This is a genomic window from Streptomyces sp. NPDC051218 (assembly GCF_044455475.1).
Taxonomy (GTDB): Bacteria; Actinomycetota; Actinomycetes; order Streptomycetales; family Streptomycetaceae; genus Streptomyces.
This window is the reverse complement of sequence record NZ_JBITEU010000009.1, coordinates 18863-36794: the sequence shown is the minus strand read 5'-3', so window position 1 is coordinate 36794 and position 17932 is coordinate 18863. Positions and strand designations below refer to the sequence as shown.

Genomic DNA, 17932 nt, shown 5'->3' with positions numbered 1-17932 from the left:
TGAATCCTCTGAACGTCATCAGTTCCCGCCACCCGTCCCAGACTTCGCCTTGTCCTTGTCCTTGGCCTTCCGGTCCAAGTCGGTCGCCTCGTTCTCCCAGCGGGTGGCGTCGGCGAGCAGCGACCTTGCCATCCGGCTCAGCGAGCTCTGCCGCTTCTGCAACACGGCGGTGCTCTGGTCGGCGTAGGGGCCCTGCCAGATGGCCCCCTTGTCACCGCGCGGGGTGGCCTTCTTGACCGCGTCATCCAGGTACCGCCCGAGCCGACCGGCGATCGACCTGGCTTCCCGCGCACAGTCGCGCAGCCGCTCGGCCCGCTTCTTCAACTCAGCGGCGTCGCCGCTGTCCGGTGCCCCCACTCCCCGTGCCCCCTCATTTCCAGCTGCGCGATGCGCGAATCACTCGCAGGAGTGTACGAGCGGCCTGCCACCTGCGCATCTCAACGACTTGATCGTCACACCATCACCACGCCGGTCAGAACCAGTTCTTTGGATTGAGTGCGCGTCCGACCTTCTTCGCCGACCCGATGGGGTCTTTCACGACCTCCTTGGCGGCGTTGCTGGTCGCGTCCCACGCCTGCCCCGCCCCCTTCTTGATGCCATCCCAGTGCTCGACCACTTTGGCGCCCACGTAGACGGCGCCGAACACAGCGGTGGCTCCGATGGTGAATGGATTCGGCGCCACGGTGGCCGCGGTGAGCGAAGCGTGAAAGCCGACCTCGGCTACGTTGGCGACGTACCGTGCGCCCTTCTCGCGGCTGCTGAAGTTGCCCTTCTCCCATGGCCATCCCCGGTGATAGAGCTGATTGGCGGCCAGGCCCGTCGAAACGACGCCGCCGACAACTCCCAGACCGCGCAGTGCGCCCGACACCTTGCCGGCCCCGGCCAGTCCCTTGGTCAGCGCCAGCCCTCGTGACCAACCCGCGGCGCGGCCCCGGGTGAAGATGTTCGAGGCCACCTTGAAAAGGCTGGCGTTGCTTGCACGGGCGACCGCCTGGCCGGAGTGCGTCAGTCCTCCGAAGCGGGCCGCGAGCGTGTCGTTGCCGACCAGGGCGTTGATGGCCTTGTTCGCTGACAGTCCGCGCCAGATGGGAGACCGCATGAACGACAGGCCACGGGCCGCGTTGTAGGCGTTTCCGGTGTGCTGGGCGACCATTCCACCCGTAAATGGGACACGTCCGGAGACTCCAGCCCAGGCGGCGATCTTGCTCGGCAACCAGCTACCCGGTGCCGACAGGGACTTCATCAAGGGCTGCCACTTGATGATGCCGTTACCCGCAGCCCGGATTCTTCCGTTGGCGGAGCCTCGCAGGACTGTTCCCAGTCGGGTTTTCCAGGTCCGCAGCGCTCCCTGCGAGAACGCGTTTCCGACCAGCACCTTGGTAAGCGCGGCACCCTGGATGGTGACGGTTGCGGCGGTGACAGTGCTTGACGTCCAGTCACCGTAGAGCCCGATGAAGGACTCGATGGTCGCCTCGTGCGGCTGCAAGCCTGGGATCTGCGCTATCGCATGGGCCTTCAGACGGTCGATCCAGTCGACTACCGCCTCACCGTCCTGGCGTGCGAAGCCCTTCGCCTCCGGGTCATCGCTGGCCGCCACGGAGTTGGCGAGCAGCAGGACGTCGGGGGTGAGTCCCTTGTCCTTGTATTTCTGCAGGTCCTCCGTGGTGAATCCCGCCCAGCGCAGGCCCGCTTCGGGGTCACCGTTGTCAAGCCGGACGAGGGCCGCACGTTTACGCATGTCCGGGCCTTGCTCGGTTGACCAGGTCGTGAGTGGCTTGAGAGTCGACAGCTTTGAGGTCACGCCGAGAGTGGATGCCCGCGTGAAACCTTCCTTGAGCTTGTCCCCTAGTCCGCCCCTGCCGTCAATGAGCTTGCCAAGCTGTTCCAGATCCTCTGGATTGACGTTACGCACCCAGTCCCCGATTTGTCAGTGTTGTATCCAGACGTGGCCACCGATCCCGGCTGCCCTCTCAGCGGTCTCCCAGCAGAGCGAACGCGAACGCGAGCCGCCGATCCAACCAGTCCACCCTGACGGTGAATAGATCCGTGCCCTGGGAGACCATGACCAACTCACTGTCGGACAACCACTCCAGGGTGCGGCTCTTGGGCCGAGGCGGAGACGCCGTCTCCTCCGAATAGAAGAGGGAATCCAGCGCCTCATGGAATACCGTTTCGGCTCCCCGCGCGGCGATCCGCTTGGCATCGCCACTGGCCCACCGATTACGACCGACGATTTCCGTATGCCCGGGCTGGTCGATGCGCCACGTGTGCTTGAAGGGCTTACGCGATGGCGGCACTCTCCGGATGGTGCCGATCTCTGTGCCCTGGCCGTCGAGTACGCGGAAGCAACGTTCGCCTCCCTCGTCGCCCTCGGCTACGAGGCAACACAACAAGCGCTGCTTCTCGAGGTCCTCATACAGACAGGGGTCCAGCGCGGAGGAGGGCGCCGGTGGAGCCACGGGCCCGACGTAGGCACAGGGCGCGAACACCAGCGAGCTGCCTTTGCCCTGGGGGACGCGGATGGCCCGGGGGCCGCGGACGGCACTACCACGCCCCTTCGTGACCGGGAGCTCGGTCATACCAACGGTGAACTCCCGCACCCCGACCCACTCCACGGCCGGCACCGGAGCTTCGTCCCGCGCCCCACCCTTCCCGAAGGCCATGTCGTCTCCTCGTTGCTCGCGCATACCAATTCCGAGGCAACGGTAGCTTCTCGTCGGCAGGACGGGGTGGCGAGGCTGCACCCATGAGACGACGGGAAGGTGGCTGCGCAGCGAGTACGTAGCACGGCGACGGCCAGGCGGCGGCCGAGCCAGTCGGCCTAGATGAGGAGTCTTCGATCAGGGTCGGACGTCATCACCGGCTTGCCGTCAGCTTCCCATTCGAGGGCGTGCGACTCCTTGGGGAGGCGGGCCCCTCTCGACGACGCCGAATTCGGCAACCCATCCGTCCGCCCGCCCTCAGACAGCCTCATGCCAACAGAGGCCAGGATGCCGTCAGCACCTTCACGCTCCCATGAAGACCGACACAAGCGGGAACGATTGGAGAAGCAAGTGTAGAAACTGACCGGCATGTACCGCTACGTACACCACTTCGTTCTGGCGAACCAGGAACTCTACGGATAGCGTCGATAGCCTGGGTGTAGCACTGACCCGCACGAGGTCGACCGACCACCACACCTCTCGCAGCCGGCCGCCCGCCCCTCAGCACCCAGGTGGCCATCTGTCATCCAACAACCGAGGAAGCCAATGCATTACGTAGAGAAGAGTCCCAAGGTCTGGTCCGGGATCTGCATCGGCATCTATCTGGTCGGTATGGGTTACATGGGAGTCAATACCCTTCCCGATCAGTTCGGCCTCTGGCTCGGCATGTGGCCCCTGTTCCTTCTCCTGTTGCTGCCCTGCCTGTTGGTCCCGATTTCCAAGTTCATCTACAACCGGATCCAGATCGACGCAGAGACCCTCCGCGTCGGCCGCGAGCGTATCCCCCTCGCCTCCATCGACCCGACCTCCGTGCAATCCGCGAGCCAGGCATCACTTCCCACCGCGGCACAGCAGTACGCGACATCCATGAATACGATCGACGCTCCGGTACCAGGCCTTCGTGCCGCAGCCCAAGGCAACGCCCGGCTCGTCGGGGGCGGCTGGGCTGTTCCGATGGGCATGGACACCGTGGTCATCGCGACCCGGAACGGCGAGGGCCTGACCATCCCGACGCGTGACAGGGTGGCGTTCTTGAATGCTCTGGGCACCGCGCTTGGCGTCATGGTCCAGCCGAACCCGAGGCCCTGACCGCAGCACTGACGTCTTGATGGCCTGGACCTCTTTGCAGTTCCGCGGAGCTATTGGAACATTCGGCGAAGTCGAAGTTCAGTACACACTTCGCAACATTGGCCAACCACAGCCCCCGCCTCGCCCTGAACGAGAAGACGATTCAAACTAAAGGGACATTTCCACTTCTCGAATCACCCATGCAACTAGCCCTTCGACACAGCTTCCGCCCTTGGGTACGCTCGTGACCAGGGCAGTGCGAACGGCGCGCGTAACCGACGGGACAGAAGGGGATCACAGTGGCCGACCCCGAGCTCGCTGAGCTCAGCAAGCGGGCTACGCAACTTCGAAGCCTCGCGGACCACATCGACGGTCTCGCGGACTCCCCCCACAAGTACGCCACCATCACCATGAAGAAGTGGGCGGGCCCGCACGCGGACAGCACGCGTGGAGAGCTGAAGAATTGGCAGACGAAGTGCCACACCGTGGCGGAGGCGCTGCGCGAAGAGGCTCGAGACTGTGACAAGTCAGTCAAGGAAGCCAAGAATCCCAAGTCCAAGGCTTGAGGCCTCGACCACTACTCGATCCTGCTCAGCATCCTCCCCGGCCCCGAGAACACAGCGCCACGAAGCGACAGATTGCGCGTGTAGATCCCTTCGAAGAGGATCGCCAAGCTGATGTCCACGGAATCCACTGACCCCTCGGCCAAGCCGGACAGAGTCTTCGGGTTCTTCCAACTCGAGCGCGTCATCTGAACCTTGACGCCATCGCGCTCGAGAGCATGCTGTCGCTTGTTCTGCCCCTCGACGTACCGGTAGTCGCGCCCCAGGGCCCTGATGCGAAGCGCACGACCCCTTTTGGTGGAGCTCCAGGCGTTTCTCGAAACGGCAGCCTCCTGACCCGCGACATGGAGTACACCGTGGGCCAGGCGCGGCTTCAGAAAGTACCCCAGCCCGTAGTACGAACACTGCGGAATGCTTTCGCCTCGTACAGTCGCCCCGTTGTAGGTACCCCAATACTTCTGTGGGACAGCATCTCGGTCAGGGGAGGCAAGCTCCACGGCCCCGAGGCCACCCACCACGCCCTCCCACCAGAAGGCCCGGGAGGCTTCAGCGAGTTGAAGTTCGAATGAGAGCCCCGTACCTGTCACGCACTTACCTTTCGTCGATTTCCTAGACTAGCCGGTATCAATCGAACGGGTTCAGCGACTTCACGAGCTGTTTCCCGCCACTCGCCAGCTTCCCCGCGCCTTCCCCAAGCTTCTTTCCCGCCCAGCGTCCCGCGTCTGCGACCTTCCCAGGGAACTTCTTGACCGTGTCCCAGTTGTCCACGATGGACGAGACGCCGTATACGACACCTGTCACGGCCGCGGCGCCGAACGTAAGGGGGTTGGGTGCAACCATTGCGGCGGTCAGGGACGCGTTGAAGGCGACACCGGAGACATCGGAGATGTATCCGGCCTTGTCCTTCTTCCATTCCTCGGCCGGGTTCTTCTGCGCCAGGTCGAACGCTCCGACGCCGGTGGCGACCACACCTCCCACGATGCCGGTCGCCCGCCACCAGCCGGCAGTACGTCCCGCCGCTCCGACCCCCGCTGCGAGTGAAGTAAAGCGGCCGCCGCCGGAGGCGGTTTTGAGCGCACTCGCCCCCTTGCCTGCCTTGAGCAGACTCGTCTCCCAAGCCCACTGCTTGCCAGCAAGGGCAGCGTACTTGTCCGCTCCGGTCAGAGCGTTCAGAAGGGGGGCGGGCATGCGGGCTCCGAGGGCCGCTCCTTGCCTGGCGATGCTGGCCGGGAGGAGTGGGACCGGCTGTCCCTTGAGAATCATGGCCAGCTTGGTGCCGGGCGCCTTGAGGAATTTGACCTGCCCTGGGTTTTTCAGACTCTTGAAGTACGAGATCAGGCCGATAGTTCCGCTGGCTGCCATCTTGAATGCACCAGGCACCGTAGAGGCCAGTGCGGTGATTTTGATGTAATCACCGACCACTTCGCCCAGGTTCTCATTGTTCGTCACCTTTGCGACGCCATCACTCTTGATCCGACTCAGCCAATCACTGAGCGTCTCGTCGCCCCGCTTCTTCAACCAACTGGTGTCGAATTCATCACCGTTAGCCACCGAGGCGTTCGCGATGAGCATGGCGTCTGGCGGGAGCTCTGCGCCCTTCAGCTGCTCCGGTGTGAACCCTGCGAAGAGAGCAGCGGCACGCGGGTCGCCGTCACCCGCTCTGAGGACGGCAGCGCGCCTTCGAAGGTCCGGCGCCGTTTTGGTCGCCCATGACCTCATCGGCTTGATCGGGCCGAGTTTGCCTCCGACGCCTAGGGTCGAAGCACGCGTAAATGCTTCGTCGAGACGGTCCTGGAGGTTACCCCGCCCGTCGAACAACTTGGCCAGTTGTTCCAAATCTCCGGGCTTGGCCACGCGTGCGGATTCTTCGGTCATTTATCCCCCTAGGTTACCGACGTGGACGCACTTTGTGATTCCGTCGTATGTGGCACTACCAGCCGACGGGCATCACACAGCCGGAGACGGCTCCACGAGGAGTTCGTCCCGGTCTGGCAGCAAATCCGTGATCTGCTGCCAGATCTCCTTGGCCGTGGTACGACGAACCTTCAGTTGACTGGCGTCGTCCACCTGCCCCTCGGTGATCGGATCCGCCGGAGCCTCTCGCACCCAATAGCCCTCGATACCGCAGTCCCAGATGGCGAGCGCGGAGACGCCGAGGCCGTCCGGTCCCCCCTTCCCGCCAGGCCAGGCCACCGTCATGCGCCACATGCAGTTGAGTTGAGAGAGGATTTCTGCGAGCCGGGGTGGAGCACCTACGGCCTGTGCCACAGACACCCAGTCGTCGGCACCTTCGGACTCCATGCGGTCCAGCACCTGATCGAGCACACCCATGGTGGTGACGATCTCTTCGCCTACGTCATCTGCATCAGCGTCGTCCTGGTGCAGGTCCACCATTCTGGAGAGCGCCCATACCAAGTACTGAGGCTCTACAGGGATGTACTCCGATTCCACATCTCCCGGCCAGGCCTCGTGTGTGAAGATGAAGTCGTTCCCGGCGACCGCCCCGCTGATTGCCACTCCCTGCGGCCCGGTCACCTCTGCACGCACAATGATGTGCGGCTCCATCAACGTGGACACAAGTGGGTAGAGCTCTCCCGAGATCTTGTTCTCTCCGTCCAAAATCCCGGCCTCACGCAATTCTGCTGCCGCTTGCGCGAGTTCATCCGGGATCTCTCCTTCTTCTACAAGCAGACCCAGCGTGCTGATGTGCGCGTCCGCCAGGCGCAGCCGACGCCGGGTTGGGTCCATGGATGGCATTGTGACTTTTCCTCACTTATGGCAAGTCAGTTGTTGGGGGCATTCACTGGTTGCTCCCCCGATGGCAGCGGGCACTGAGAGGGGGACAGTTCCGCGAACACGGCGGCCCCGAACTGCTGCACGTGCACCGTCTGATGGTGAGCAGCGCCGCCTCAACTGTCCCCACCAGATCTTCACCCCGGTGCTCAAGAGCGGGGGCCTGACGCAGGGGGGCCCATCCGGCCAGCTCAGCACCAGACCAAACCTATAGGGAGAGCAAAGAGGATGCCACGAGTTCCCCACACTTGTGCTGTAGGTCGCTTGCCGTACGGCTCGCGAGCAGGGATGTAAGGAAGTAATCGCCACAAAGAGACCAAGCCGTAGAACGCGCGATGCACCACTCTTCGACACCTAGAACGGCCCCTGAGTACTCTCGACCTTCCTGGTTTCGCAGTGAGGCCTGCGGACCGCAACGGGGGGGGGCGCGCGAGCGCAGCTAGTCCGTACGCCGCCCGAGTAGCAAACGGGAATGTCGACTCAACACTGCCCCTGCGCGGGTCGGAAGGAAATTGACAATGCGAGTCCTGGTGACAGTCGTGGGGGAGAGTGTCCCCCCGCAGGACGTGCTGGTCACCCTGGAGGAAGAAGCGACTGCCGCCGATGTGGCAGCTTGTCTGACTGATACGGGCGCGAACTCCGCGCCCAACATCACCGTTGGGCGCTTCCCCTCCATGGTCCGGTCAGCAGAAGCCGGACAGGGGTTCGCTGCCTCGAAGTCCCCCTTCCCCTCGTCAGGCTCCGCCCCCTCCCTCTGGGTCGACGGCCGGTATTGCGAGCCCTCGGCCCTCGCCTCATCCATACTCCGCGATGGCGCTCGGGTCACCACGAGCGAGGACATCGGTCCGTTCATGCGTGCCGGGGAGCCGACAGGGCGATTCGAGCTGCGCGTCTGTGGTGGGCCCAACTCAGGTCGCATTGCTCGTATACAGGCAGGCGTGTCGACCATCGGGTCCGGGCCTAACTGTTCTCTCTCCATCAATGACGCCGCCCTTGCTCCTCTTGCCGCCAAACTCTCGGTCAACGTCGACGGCAGCGTCACGATCCACCCTCAGGCCGAGGTACCTCTCGCGCTGGACGACGAGTCGACCGAAACTGATTGCGCCTGGCCCACCGGGGCGATCCTGAAAATTGGCGATTCGCTGATCGTTCTCCGCGAATCAGAAGAGCCTGACGCTCACTTGGCAGCCACGGACGACGGTGGCTACGCGTACAACCGGCCGCCGCGACTGTCTCCGCTACGGCATCGGCCTCGCTTGATCCTGCCCGCCGAACCGGTCAAGGGCGAAGGACCTCGCCTTCAGTTGCTCGCCTCGTTCATTCCGGCGATCTTCGGCTTGTCCATGTACTTCATGACCAAGCAGCTCTACACGCTGCTCTTCTGTGCCATGAGCCCGCTGATGATGATCGGCTACTGGGTGAGCGAGGCACGGCACGAGCGCAAGCGACACAAGAAGGCCGTCAAGGAGTACAAGAAGGAGCTCGTCGAGTACGACATCAAGCTGACGGAACTGGGCAAGGCAGACCAGCAGGCTCGACGGGAAGCACATCCCGACCCTGCACAGTTGCTCCTCTTCGCCACCGGGCCGCGCCGCCGCCTGTGGGAGCGAAGGCTCGTCGACCCTGACGTTCTGCAACTGCGGGTCGGCATGGCCAACCTGCCCGTCGACGTCGAGATGCGCGCCGTCAAGTCCGGCACCTTCGATGATCCGCCAGAACCCCCCGTCGTAACCAACGTTCCGGCTGTGGTTCCCCTGGCCGAACTGGGTGTCATCGGTGTGGCCGGCCACCGCTCGCTGAGCTTGACGATGGCTCATTGGCTGGTCGCACAGGCAACGGTGCTGCACAGCCCGCGAGACCTCTCGCTTGTCGTCCTGTCTTCCGCCGGTGACGCCCAAACCGCTTGGGACTGGGCCCACTGGCTTCCTCATACCGCCCCACAGCTCGGCCAGGACTGCATCTCGCTGATCGGGTCCGAACCGGAAGTCGTCGGTCGCCGCGTTCACGAGCTCCTTGCCGAGCTGGAACGCAGGAAGGCAGGCGCCAAGGACTTCGGAGCGGCCAAGTCCCTGCGTCCCGACCCCTTCACTTTGGTCGTGCTGGACGGCGCTCGCCTGTTGCGTCGTATGCCTGGTGTTCCCCAGCTGCTTCAAGAGGGGCCGGGACACGGGATCTTCGCCGTCTGCATCGACGAGGACGAGCGACTCCTGCCCGAGGAGTGCAAGGCCGCGATCAGCGGACTGGCCGATCAGCCGAACCACGTCAGGATCGGCGGTGGCGGGCTTGAGTCGGCCGGAGACGTCCTCGCCGATCAGGTTGCGCCCGACTGGTGCGAGCTGGTGGCCCGTTCACTCGCTCCTGTACGCGATGTGAGCCTCGATGACGCCGACGCCGCGCTGCCCACGGCCGCGAGGCTGTTGTCCCTTCTGGGCATGCCGGACCCCACTGGCACGGACGTTGCCAGCATTTGGCAGCAGGGCGGCTCCACCACCGAGGTACCGATCGGCATCGCCGGCGACGGAACCTTCATGTTGGATATCCGCAGAGACGGCCCACACGCTCTGATCGCGGGCACGACCGGCGCCGGTAAGTCCGAGTTGCTGCAGACCATCATCACCTCCCTGGCGCTTGCCAACCGCCCGGATGCCCTGAACTTCGTCCTCATCGACTACAAGGGCGGCAGCGCCTTCCTGGACTGCGCGCAACTCCCCCATACCGTCGGCATGGTCAGCGACCTCGACGCACACCTCACGGAGCGAGCGCTCGCCTCCCTCGCCGCCGAACTAAAGCGGCGAGAGGAGATCCTTTTCGACACAGCCGCAAAGGACATCGAGGATTACAACGACACGAGGAGGGTGCGGCCCGAACTGGAGCCCATGCCCCGACTCGTGCTGGTCATCGACGAGTTCGCCTCCCTTGTCGCCGAGCTCCCGGACTTCATCGCGGGTCTTGTCGACATCGCGAGGCGAGGCCGGTCGCTGGGTGTCCATCTCATCCTCGCCACCCAGCGTCCTGCCGGTGTAGTGAGCGCGGACATCCGGGCCAACACCAACCTGCGCATCGCCCTCCGTGTCACCGATGGGTCCGAGTCCTCGGACGTCATCGACGCACCGGACGCCGGCACCATCGCGAAGTCCACCCCCGGACGGGCCTACGTGCGCTCGGGCGCACAGTCGCTTGTTGCCGTGCAGTCGGCTCGCATCGGTGGACGTCGGCCGAGCATCGGCTCCAATCGCCCCCAGGCAGTCGTGTCTCCCGTGTCCTGGGCCTCCTTTGGCCGTCCGGCTCCTCGCGTCGCGGAGGACGGTGATGACGGAACCCTGGTGACCGACCTGAGCGTCCTCGTCAACTCCATCCGGGAAGGCGCTGAACTGATGAACTTCGGGCCTCAGCGAAGCCCCTGGCTGGAACCCCTCACGGATCTGCTGTCGCTCGCCGATCTGCCGGATCGCGAAGCGCCGACGACCGACGAGGTCGCGCCGATCCACATCGGCCTCACCGACCTGCCCGCCCAGCAGAGCCGCGCACCGCTGGCACTCGACTTGGTGCACGGCGATCACATTATGCTGGCAGGCGGTCCTCGCTCGGGCCGTTCGACCGCCTTGCGGACTCTCGCAGGTGCCCTGGCACGCGACACATCACCCGGCGATGTGCATCTCTACGGCATCGACTGTGGTGCGAACGCCCTGCTGCCCCTGACGAACCTCCCGCACTGCGGAGCCGTCGTCACCCGGGACCAGCCTGACCGCGTGCGCCGGCTATTGGATCGACTCGCGGCTGAGGTCTCACGACGTCAGCAACTGCTGGCCATGGAAGGCCTCTCCAGCGCCACCGAGCAGCGCGCCACCGCAGCCCCGGAAGACCGACTGCCCTGGATGGTCCTCCTCCTCGACGGCTGGGAAGGCTACACATCTGCGCTCGAGGGCATCGATTACGGCCGCCTCGTCGAGATGATCGTCAAGATCTTCAGGGAAGGCGCGGCAGTGGGGCTCAAGGTGGTCATGACAGCCGACCGCAGCGGGTTCAGCGGCCAGGTCTCCCCGTCTTTCGCCGACAAGCTGATCCTGCGGCTCACGGATGCCAATGAGTACTCGCTGGCAGGGCTCTCCGCTCGCGACGTGCCGAAGGAAATGCCGTCCGGGCGGGCGCTCCGCATCACGGACTCGGGCGCCCAGGAGAGCCAGATCGCGCTGCTCGTTCCCGATTCCTCCGGCCAGGCCCAGGTCACCGCTCTGCGCGAGATCGCAGAGGAGGCCCGCCGCCGTCACCCGATTCCGCCGCGGAACCGCCGTCCGCTCCGGGTGGACGAGCTGCCGATGCGGGTGACCGCCAGTCAGGCCCGGGCCCTCGACCCCTCCTTCACGCCACCGTCGCCGCTGTGGACGCTCCTCTGCGTCGGTGGCGACGAACTCATGCCGATCGGCGTCGATTTGGACGAGTCGGGACCTGGCTTCGTCATCGCGGGGCCACCCAAGTCGGGGCGCTCGACCGCTCTACTCGTCGCGGCGCGGAGCCTGCTGGCCAATCAGGTGCCGCTGGTCCTGGTCACACCCCGGCGCTCGCCCCTGCGCGTTCTGGAGAATGAGCCAGGCGTACTCGGTGTGCTCAACGCGGACAGCTCCGAGCGGGAGTTGACCGAGCTGATCGAGGGTGCCGAGGGTGGCAAGTTCGCCGTTGTGGCGGACGACGCCGACATGCTCTACGACACCTCGCTGGACAGAGCGCTCGAGGAAGTCGCTCAGAACGGAAGGGACGGCGGCATCGGCATCGTCGTGGCCGGCGCCACGGACACGCTGAGCTCTCAATACCGAGGGTTCGTCGTGGAAGCCAGGCGCTCACGCCAGGGAATGATTCTGGCACCGCAGAGCGCCTCGGACGGGGAACTGTTCAACGTTCGACTGTCCATCGACGGCGGCGGTCCGGTAGGACGCGGACTTCTCGTACGAAGCGGACAGATGACGCCGGTGCAGGCCATTCTCGATGACTGACCTGGCGTAAGGATCGGCACAAAAAACAGCCGGTGCGACCGATCATCGGTCGCACCGGCTGACAAGCGCTCGACATCAGGCAGACGTGGCCTGCTCGATCCTGTCGTGGCTGTTCTTGGCCGACTTGTAAGCGTCGTGAAGCGAGTCAGCAAGCTTATTGACCTGAGGCTTGAAGTCGCGCCATTCGTCGCGGAACCGGTTGGCGCCCGGCCCTGCCCAGAAGCCATGGCTGTCGTTGGCCTGACCGTCCAGCAACGAAATGAGGTCGCGGACCTCGGTCTCCTTCTTCTGGAAGGCTTCGTAGAGCTTCTGAAGCTTCTCAAGCTTTGCACCGCGGTCGATGTCCGCCATGTGGTTTCCTCCCCGTGTCGCTAACGCAAACGGACTCAAGTGTCACACGGGACGCTACCGCACCAGCTCCGGCCACGAAAAGTGGTTCGTATGTCGCACCCTTGCAACGAACGAGACGGCGTTGTCGGCCCTGACCTGCAGCTCACTTGAGCGTCTGGACAGGGAGAGCACACGCAAGCGAGACCGGGGACAGAGGAGCTCACCCCGCACGGGAGAGGGTGGCCTCCGGGTTGCCTGACTCTGCGTTTTCCGAGAGGTACTGCAAGGCCTCCCCCTGGGGGCGTAGCCGTACCGTGTGGGTGTTCTTCGTGCACTGGGCTGCGCTGTCCGCCTGGCCCTTGCCCCTCGCCACGATCTCCTTCTCCGACACCGACTTCAGGGTCAGGTCCACCGCGCACTTGCCGCCCAGTTGGTCCGTCTGCGTCATCACCGCGAAGCGTTCGCCGATCTTGCCCTGTTCGACCTTGAGCCTGAACGTGCCCATGGGGACAGCGCCGTTGGCCGCGGATGCCTGGCCCTCCCAGGTGCCGCGGTAGGAGGCGGGGACCTTGCCGGCGGTCCCGGCGGGTGGCTGTTCGCTCGCCGCTGGGGGGTGGCCCGCGTCGCTCGGGTTGTCGCCGCTCCCGGGGAGCAGTCCGAAGACGAAGACCGAGCCGACCGTCACCGCGGCCAGCGCGCCCGCTACCCCCAGGACCAGCGTGCAACTCACCTTGCGGCCCCGGCCCTCGGGGCCGTCGGGCGTCGAAGTCGCGGCGACCGAGACCGTCATCCTGCCGGGGGGCGCGGAGGACGGTGCTGATGTCTGCGTGGGGACGTACGCGGGGGGAGGAGAGGAAGGCACTGGTGCGTACGACGGGTCCGGGGGGCCGAAGGAACCGCTGCTCCGCGGCGCGTCCCGTACCGGCGCCTGACCGCTCGTCGCCCCGCCCACCACCGAGCTGCCGAACGGCACCGGGCCCGACGGCCGTTCCGCTGCCCCCGCCCCGGCCCCGTACGTTTCCAGGTCCAGGAGGCGCACCGCGCTTCTGCTGACCCGTTCCACCAGCGGGCCCGGCAGCCACCCCGCCGCCACGAGGCCGTCCGCCCCGGTGGGGGCGAGGCGCCTTGCGATCTCCTCCGGCCTGGGGCGTTCCGTCGGGTCCTTCGCCAGGCACTGCGCGGCGAGGGGTCGCAACTCGTCGTCCAGCGTGTCCAGTTCCGGCTCCTCGTGCACCACCTTGTAGAGCAGCGAGGCCGACGAGTCGCCCGGGAACGGTGGCGAACCCGTCGCCGCGTAGACCAGGACCGCCCCCAGCGAGAAGACGTCCGCCGCACCGGCGACCCCCCTGCCAAGAATCTGCTCCGGCGACATGTAGCCGGGCGAGCCTACGGAGACACCCGTCGACGTGAGCGAGGCCGTGCCGTCCGTCGCCCGTGCGATGCCGAAGTCGATCAGCCGTGGTCCGTCCATCGTCAGCATGACGTTCGACGGCTTGATGTCGCGGTGGACGAGTCCGAGCCCGTGCACGTGCGTCAGCGCCTCGGCGAGGCCCGCCACCAGCACGCGTACGGAATGGGCGGGGAGGGGGGAGAGGTCACGTACGGCGTCCGCCAGGGAAGGTCCCGCCGCGTACCCCGTCGCCACCCACGGCACCGGCGCCTCCGGGTCCGCGTCGAGCACCGGCGCCGTCCAGTCGCCGCCCACCCGCCGCGCCGCGTCCACCTCGCGCCGGAAGCGGGCGCGGAACTCCTCGTCGAGCGCGAAGTGCGGGTGGACGACCTTCACCGCGACCGTACGGCCGCCCGAGCTGCGGCCCAGGTAGACCCGGCCCATGCCGCCCGAGCCCAGCCGGCCGAGCAGCCGGTAGGGCCCGATGGCGGTCGGTTCACCGGGATCGAGCGGGTGCATGACGAAGGCCTCCCCCGAACGCGCCGCACGTGCGCGGTCCATGCGGCTCAGGGTAGTCCGCCGGTGTGCCCGACGGACCCGGCGTACGCAGCTGCCACCGCGTACCCACGTACTACCTCTGCGACCTACCTCTGCGACCCCAGCAGCTCCACCCTTACGTCCGCGGGGAAGCCGGTCGTCTCGCCCACCCGGCGCGCGAACTCCGCCACGCCCTCCAACTGCGCGCTCCCGAAACGGAAGTCGAGCGTCGTGAAGTACTGCTCGAGGACCTCCGCGTCGAAGGTCTCCCAGCGGGCGGCCTGTTCGGAGACCTTGCCGACCTCCTCCAGGGAGAGGTCGCGCGAGGCGAGGAACGCCTTGTGCACCTCGCGCACCACGGCCGGCTCGCGCGCCGCGTAGTCCTTGCGCGCCGCCCAGACCGCGAAGACGAACGGCAGGCCCGTCCAGTCCTTCCACATCTGGCCCAGGTCGTACACGTCAAGACCGAGCCGCGGCCCGTCGATCAGGTTGGCCCGCAGCGCCGCGTCCCCGATGAGCACGGCGGCGTCGGCCTCCTGCATCATCACGCCGAGGTCGGGCGGACAGGTGTAGTAGTCGGGGCGTACGCCGTGGCGCTCGGCGAGCAGCAGCTGCGCCAGGCGTACGGAGGTCCGCGAGGTCGAGCCGAGCGCGACCCTGGCGCCGTCCAGCTGGTCCAGCGGGACCTGCGAGACGATCACGCAGGACATCACCGGGCCGTCGCAGCCGACGGCGAGGTCGGGGAAAGCGACGAGGTCGTCGGCGTTCTTGAGGAACTCGACGAGAGTCACGGGTGCGATATCGAGGTCGCCCCGCACCAGCTGCTCACTGAGCTTCTCGGGGGTGTCCTTCGTGAGCTCGAAGTCGAGCAGCGTTCCGGTCCGCGCGAGCCCCCAGTACAGCGGCATGCAGTTCAGGAACTGAATGTGACCGACGCGCGGCCGGGGGGTGCGGTGATGGCCGGGGAGTTGATCTGCGCCCTCCCCGGTGAGGGTGTCAACGGGAGAATTGTCCACATCGGGGAGGCTAGCCCCCTTGCGGTACGGTGCAGAAAGCGGGGCCCCGATCCCGTCCTTGTCAAGAGCTTCGGACCTGGCCCGTCAACCCCTCTGGGGGGTCCGTCAAACATCCGGGTGACGTGATCTTGCCCCCTATTGCTTTCGGCTGCCTGCATGCTAAGCTCGCCGCAAGTTGCAGTTTGGTTTCCCTTGCAGTACAGAGCCTGCGGAGCATGTGACTCCGCGGGCTCTCGTCGTTTTCAGACTTATGCAGTTGTTTCAACAATCGCAGGTTCTGGAGCAGGGCAACCCTTTGGCCCAAGGAGGGCTTATGGCTACCGGAACCGTGAAGTGGTTCAACGCCGAAAAGGGCTTTGGATTCATCGCCCAGGAAGGCGGAGGCCCCGACGTCTTCGTCCACTACTCCGCGATCAACGCAAACGGCTTCCGCTCCCTCGAGGAGAACCAGGCCGTGAGCTTCGACGTCACGCAGGGCCCGAAGGGTCCGCAGGCGGAGAACGTCACCCCCATGTAGTGGGGCGCCCCATGTGAATGGGGCGTGTGACAGTTCCGGTGACTTGATCCGGACATGGATAGCAGTACCCAAGGAGCCCTTCCTTCCGCGTTTGTGGGAGGCGGGGCTCCTGCCTTTTACTGGCCCCTGGGCCTTGGGCGTCCCATCTTGGCCGCGGGTCCGTTGTGGCTGGTCGCGGGTCCGTTGTGGCTGGTCGCGCCGTTCCCCGCGCCCCTTTGGGGCGGCTAGTTGTGTTGCATGATCAGGACGAATGTTGTGCCTGGGGTCAGGGCCTCGTAGAGGTGGGGGACGTCGCCTCTGTACGACATGTAGTCGCCTGCGGACAGTTCCACCGTTTCGTCGCGTGGGCCCGCAAGTAGGCGGCCCGTGCTGACGATCAGGTGCTCCATCGAGCCGGGGATGTGCGGGTCGGACTCGCGGGCGGAGCCGGGTTCCATCGCCCCGTGGTAGATGTCGCGCCGCACGCCCGCGGGTCCCGCCGACAGCAATGTCCCCGCGTACGAGGCGTGTTCGGCGTGCATCGTCGGGCCCTGACCCGCCCGGATCACCGTCACCTCGGGCGCGGGCGACTCCACCAGGACGCTGAAGGGCACGCCGAGTCCCACCGCGAGGGCCCACAGCGTCTCGATGCCGGGGTTGCCCGTGGCCGCCTCCAGCTGGGACAGCGTCGACTTCGCCACTCCCGCGCGCTTGGCCAGCTCGGAGAGGGAGAGGCCCGCCTTGGCCCGCTCCCTGCGCAGCGCTGCCGCGACCCATTCCCTCGGCAGGCGGGATCGGACGGTGCCGGCCCCCCCGGCCCCTCCGCCTTCTCTGCCGTCAGTCATGCCCATGGCCGCCGCCCCTTCGAGATACTCGCCGTTCGGTATAGCGGGTCGATCGTTCGCCTTGACGAACGTCGCTTCCCTCGCCCATCCTACGACGTATGCGTTCGTCACACCGAACAGTCAGCCCACCGCAGCGAACGAACGACGGGTTCGTGCGCCTCTCCCACCTTCCCCGCGGCGTCCTGCGCGACATCGCCCTCGTCTGGCTCGCCGACGCCGTCGTCGGTGTCTCCTTCGGCGCGATCGCCGTCGCCGGCGGGCTGCCCGTCTGGGTGCCGGTCCTGATGTCCCTGCTCGTGTACGCGGGCTCCGCCCAGTTCAGCGCGATCGGCATCCTCGTCGCGGGCGGCGGTCCGGTGGCCGCGGCGGCCACCGGGCTCCTCCTGAACTCCCGTACGGCCGCGTTCAGCCTCGCCGTCGCCGACAGCCTGGGCCGGTCCTGGGCCGCGCGGCTGTTCGGCGCGCACCTGATCACCGATGAGACCGCGGCCTTCGTACTCGCCCAGCCGGACCAGAAGCGGCGCAAGGCCGCGTTCTGGATATCCGGGCTCGGCCTGTTCGCCGTATGGAACGTCAGCGTCCTCGGCGGCGCGCTCGCCGGGTCCGTCATCGGCGACACCGCACGCTTCGGGCTCGACGCGGCCTTCCCCGCGGTGCTCCTCGCCCTGGTCCTTCCGGCGCTGCGCGCCGACAGCATGACGCGGCGTGCCGCGGCCGCCGGTGCGGTGATCGCGGTCGCCGCCGCGCCGTGGCTGCCCGCCGGGGTGCCGGTACTGCTCGCCCTGCTGGGCCTGCTAGCGGCACGACGCGGCCCCGGCCGCCGCCCAGGCCACCCCTCCGGCCACCCGTCCGGCAGCCCCGAGAGGAGCACCCCATGAACCCCTACCTCGCCTGCGTTCTCGTCCTCGCAGCCGGTACATACGCCTTCCGTCTCGCGGGGCCCCTGATGCACGGGCGGGTTGAGCTGCCGGCCCGCGTACAGGAGTTGTTGACCGTTGGGGCGACCGTCCTGCTTGCCGCCCTGTTGGCCACCGGTGCTCTCACCGAGGGGCATGGGTTCGCCGGGTGGGCGCGGGCCATCGGTGTGGTGGCCGGCGGGGTGCTTGCCTGGCGCAAGGCGCCCTTCGCCGTAGTAGTGGTCGGCGCCGCGGCCACTACCGCGCTCCTGCGCCTGGCCGGCGTGGCGTAGCAGCCGCAGCCCCCG

General features: G+C 66.4%; 16 protein-coding genes. 6 read left to right on the top strand and 10 right to left on the bottom strand.

The window, feature by feature from the left end; genetic code table 11:
- Nucleotides 1-18 precede the first annotated feature (18 nt).
- The 3 genes from ACIBCK_RS25895 to ACIBCK_RS25885 all read right to left on the bottom strand — a co-directional run bounded on the left by ACIBCK_RS25895 (nucleotide 19) and on the right by ACIBCK_RS25885 (nucleotide 2663).
- Entirely contained in the window at nucleotides 19-357 is a 339-nt protein-coding gene (locus ACIBCK_RS25895; protein ID WP_399394024.1) for a hypothetical protein, read from the bottom strand.
- Nucleotides 358-472: 115 nt separating this feature from the next.
- On the bottom strand, nucleotides 473-1912 hold the full coding sequence (locus ACIBCK_RS25890) for a PE-PGRS family protein (RefSeq protein ID WP_399394022.1): 1440 nt from the start codon (nucleotides 1910-1912) through the stop codon (nucleotides 473-475).
- Between the two features lie 58 nt (nucleotides 1913-1970).
- The gene (locus tag ACIBCK_RS25885; RefSeq protein ID WP_399394021.1) at nucleotides 1971-2663 is read right to left on the bottom strand and encodes a hypothetical protein; all 693 of its coding nucleotides are present in this window, start codon (nucleotides 2661-2663) and stop codon (nucleotides 1971-1973) included.
- Between the two features lie 585 nt (nucleotides 2664-3248).
- On the opposite strand from ACIBCK_RS25885, the gene ACIBCK_RS25880 reads away from it, so the two are divergent.
- Together ACIBCK_RS25880 and ACIBCK_RS25875 are read left to right on the top strand one after the other, a co-directional pair.
- A complete protein-coding gene (locus ACIBCK_RS25880; protein WP_399394019.1) occupies nucleotides 3249-3791 on the top strand; it encodes a hypothetical protein in 543 nt (180 codons plus the stop codon).
- Nucleotides 3792-4069: 278 nt separating this feature from the next.
- Nucleotides 4070-4336, top strand: coding sequence for a hypothetical protein (locus tag ACIBCK_RS25875; protein WP_399394018.1), 267 nt, complete (start codon nucleotides 4070-4072; stop codon nucleotides 4334-4336).
- Nucleotides 4337-4347: 11 nt separating this feature from the next.
- Here the strand turns inward: ACIBCK_RS25875 and ACIBCK_RS25870 are convergent, their stop codons facing one another.
- The 3 genes from ACIBCK_RS25870 to ACIBCK_RS25860 all read right to left on the bottom strand — a co-directional run bounded on the left by ACIBCK_RS25870 (nucleotide 4348) and on the right by ACIBCK_RS25860 (nucleotide 7081).
- Complete coding sequence (locus ACIBCK_RS25870; RefSeq protein WP_399394016.1) at nucleotides 4348-4920, bottom strand: hypothetical protein; 573 nt, start codon at nucleotides 4918-4920, stop codon at nucleotides 4348-4350.
- Between the two features lie 37 nt (nucleotides 4921-4957).
- Entirely contained in the window at nucleotides 4958-6208 is a 1251-nt protein-coding gene (locus tag ACIBCK_RS25865) for a mucin-2 (RefSeq protein ID WP_399394015.1), read from the bottom strand.
- Between the two features lie 72 nt (nucleotides 6209-6280).
- Nucleotides 6281-7081, bottom strand: coding sequence for a hypothetical protein (locus ACIBCK_RS25860; protein ID WP_399394013.1), 801 nt, complete (start codon nucleotides 7079-7081; stop codon nucleotides 6281-6283).
- 563 nt (nucleotides 7082-7644) lie between these two features.
- Between ACIBCK_RS25860 and ACIBCK_RS25855 the strand changes: the two genes are divergently transcribed.
- The gene (locus ACIBCK_RS25855) at nucleotides 7645-12114 is read left to right on the top strand and encodes an FtsK/SpoIIIE domain-containing protein (RefSeq protein WP_399394011.1); all 4470 of its coding nucleotides are present in this window, start codon (nucleotides 7645-7647) and stop codon (nucleotides 12112-12114) included.
- A 75-nt stretch (nucleotides 12115-12189) separates the two neighbouring features.
- On the opposite strand, the gene ACIBCK_RS25850 is transcribed toward ACIBCK_RS25855, so the two are convergent.
- The 3 genes from ACIBCK_RS25850 to ACIBCK_RS25840 form a co-directional block, all read right to left on the bottom strand.
- Nucleotides 12190-12465: a WXG100 family type VII secretion target gene (locus tag ACIBCK_RS25850; protein WP_399394009.1), complete on the bottom strand. Its 276-nt coding sequence runs from the start codon at nucleotides 12463-12465 to the stop codon at nucleotides 12190-12192.
- Between the two features lie 199 nt (nucleotides 12466-12664).
- Nucleotides 12665-14353, bottom strand: a complete 1689-nt coding sequence (locus tag ACIBCK_RS25845; protein WP_399394601.1) for a serine/threonine-protein kinase — start codon at nucleotides 14351-14353, stop codon at nucleotides 12665-12667.
- A gap of 125 nt (nucleotides 14354-14478) precedes the next feature.
- A complete protein-coding gene (locus ACIBCK_RS25840; RefSeq protein WP_399394599.1) occupies nucleotides 14479-15297 on the bottom strand; it encodes a menaquinone biosynthetic enzyme MqnA/MqnD family protein in 819 nt (272 codons plus the stop codon).
- Nucleotides 15298-15700: 403 nt separating this feature from the next.
- Here ACIBCK_RS25840 and ACIBCK_RS25835 point away from each other — a divergent pair, with 403 nt between their 5' ends.
- Nucleotides 15701-15904, top strand: coding sequence for a cold-shock protein (locus tag ACIBCK_RS25835; RefSeq protein ID WP_006138897.1), 204 nt, complete (start codon nucleotides 15701-15703; stop codon nucleotides 15902-15904).
- Nucleotides 15905-16128: 224 nt separating this feature from the next.
- Here ACIBCK_RS25835 and ACIBCK_RS25830 read toward each other — a convergent pair whose 3' ends face one another.
- Complete coding sequence (locus ACIBCK_RS25830; protein WP_399394007.1) at nucleotides 16129-16728, bottom strand: helix-turn-helix domain-containing protein; 600 nt, start codon at nucleotides 16726-16728, stop codon at nucleotides 16129-16131.
- Nucleotides 16729-16826: 98 nt separating this feature from the next.
- On the opposite strand from ACIBCK_RS25830, the gene ACIBCK_RS25825 reads away from it, so the two are divergent.
- A complete protein-coding gene (locus ACIBCK_RS25825) occupies nucleotides 16827-17606 on the top strand; it encodes an AzlC family ABC transporter permease (RefSeq protein WP_399394005.1) in 780 nt (259 codons plus the stop codon).
- Entirely contained in the window at nucleotides 17603-17917 is a 315-nt protein-coding gene (locus tag ACIBCK_RS25820; protein WP_399394003.1) for an AzlD domain-containing protein, read from the top strand. Before ACIBCK_RS25825 ends, ACIBCK_RS25820 begins: the two co-directional genes overlap by 4 nt.
- The last annotated feature ends 15 nt before the right edge of the window (nucleotides 17918-17932 follow it).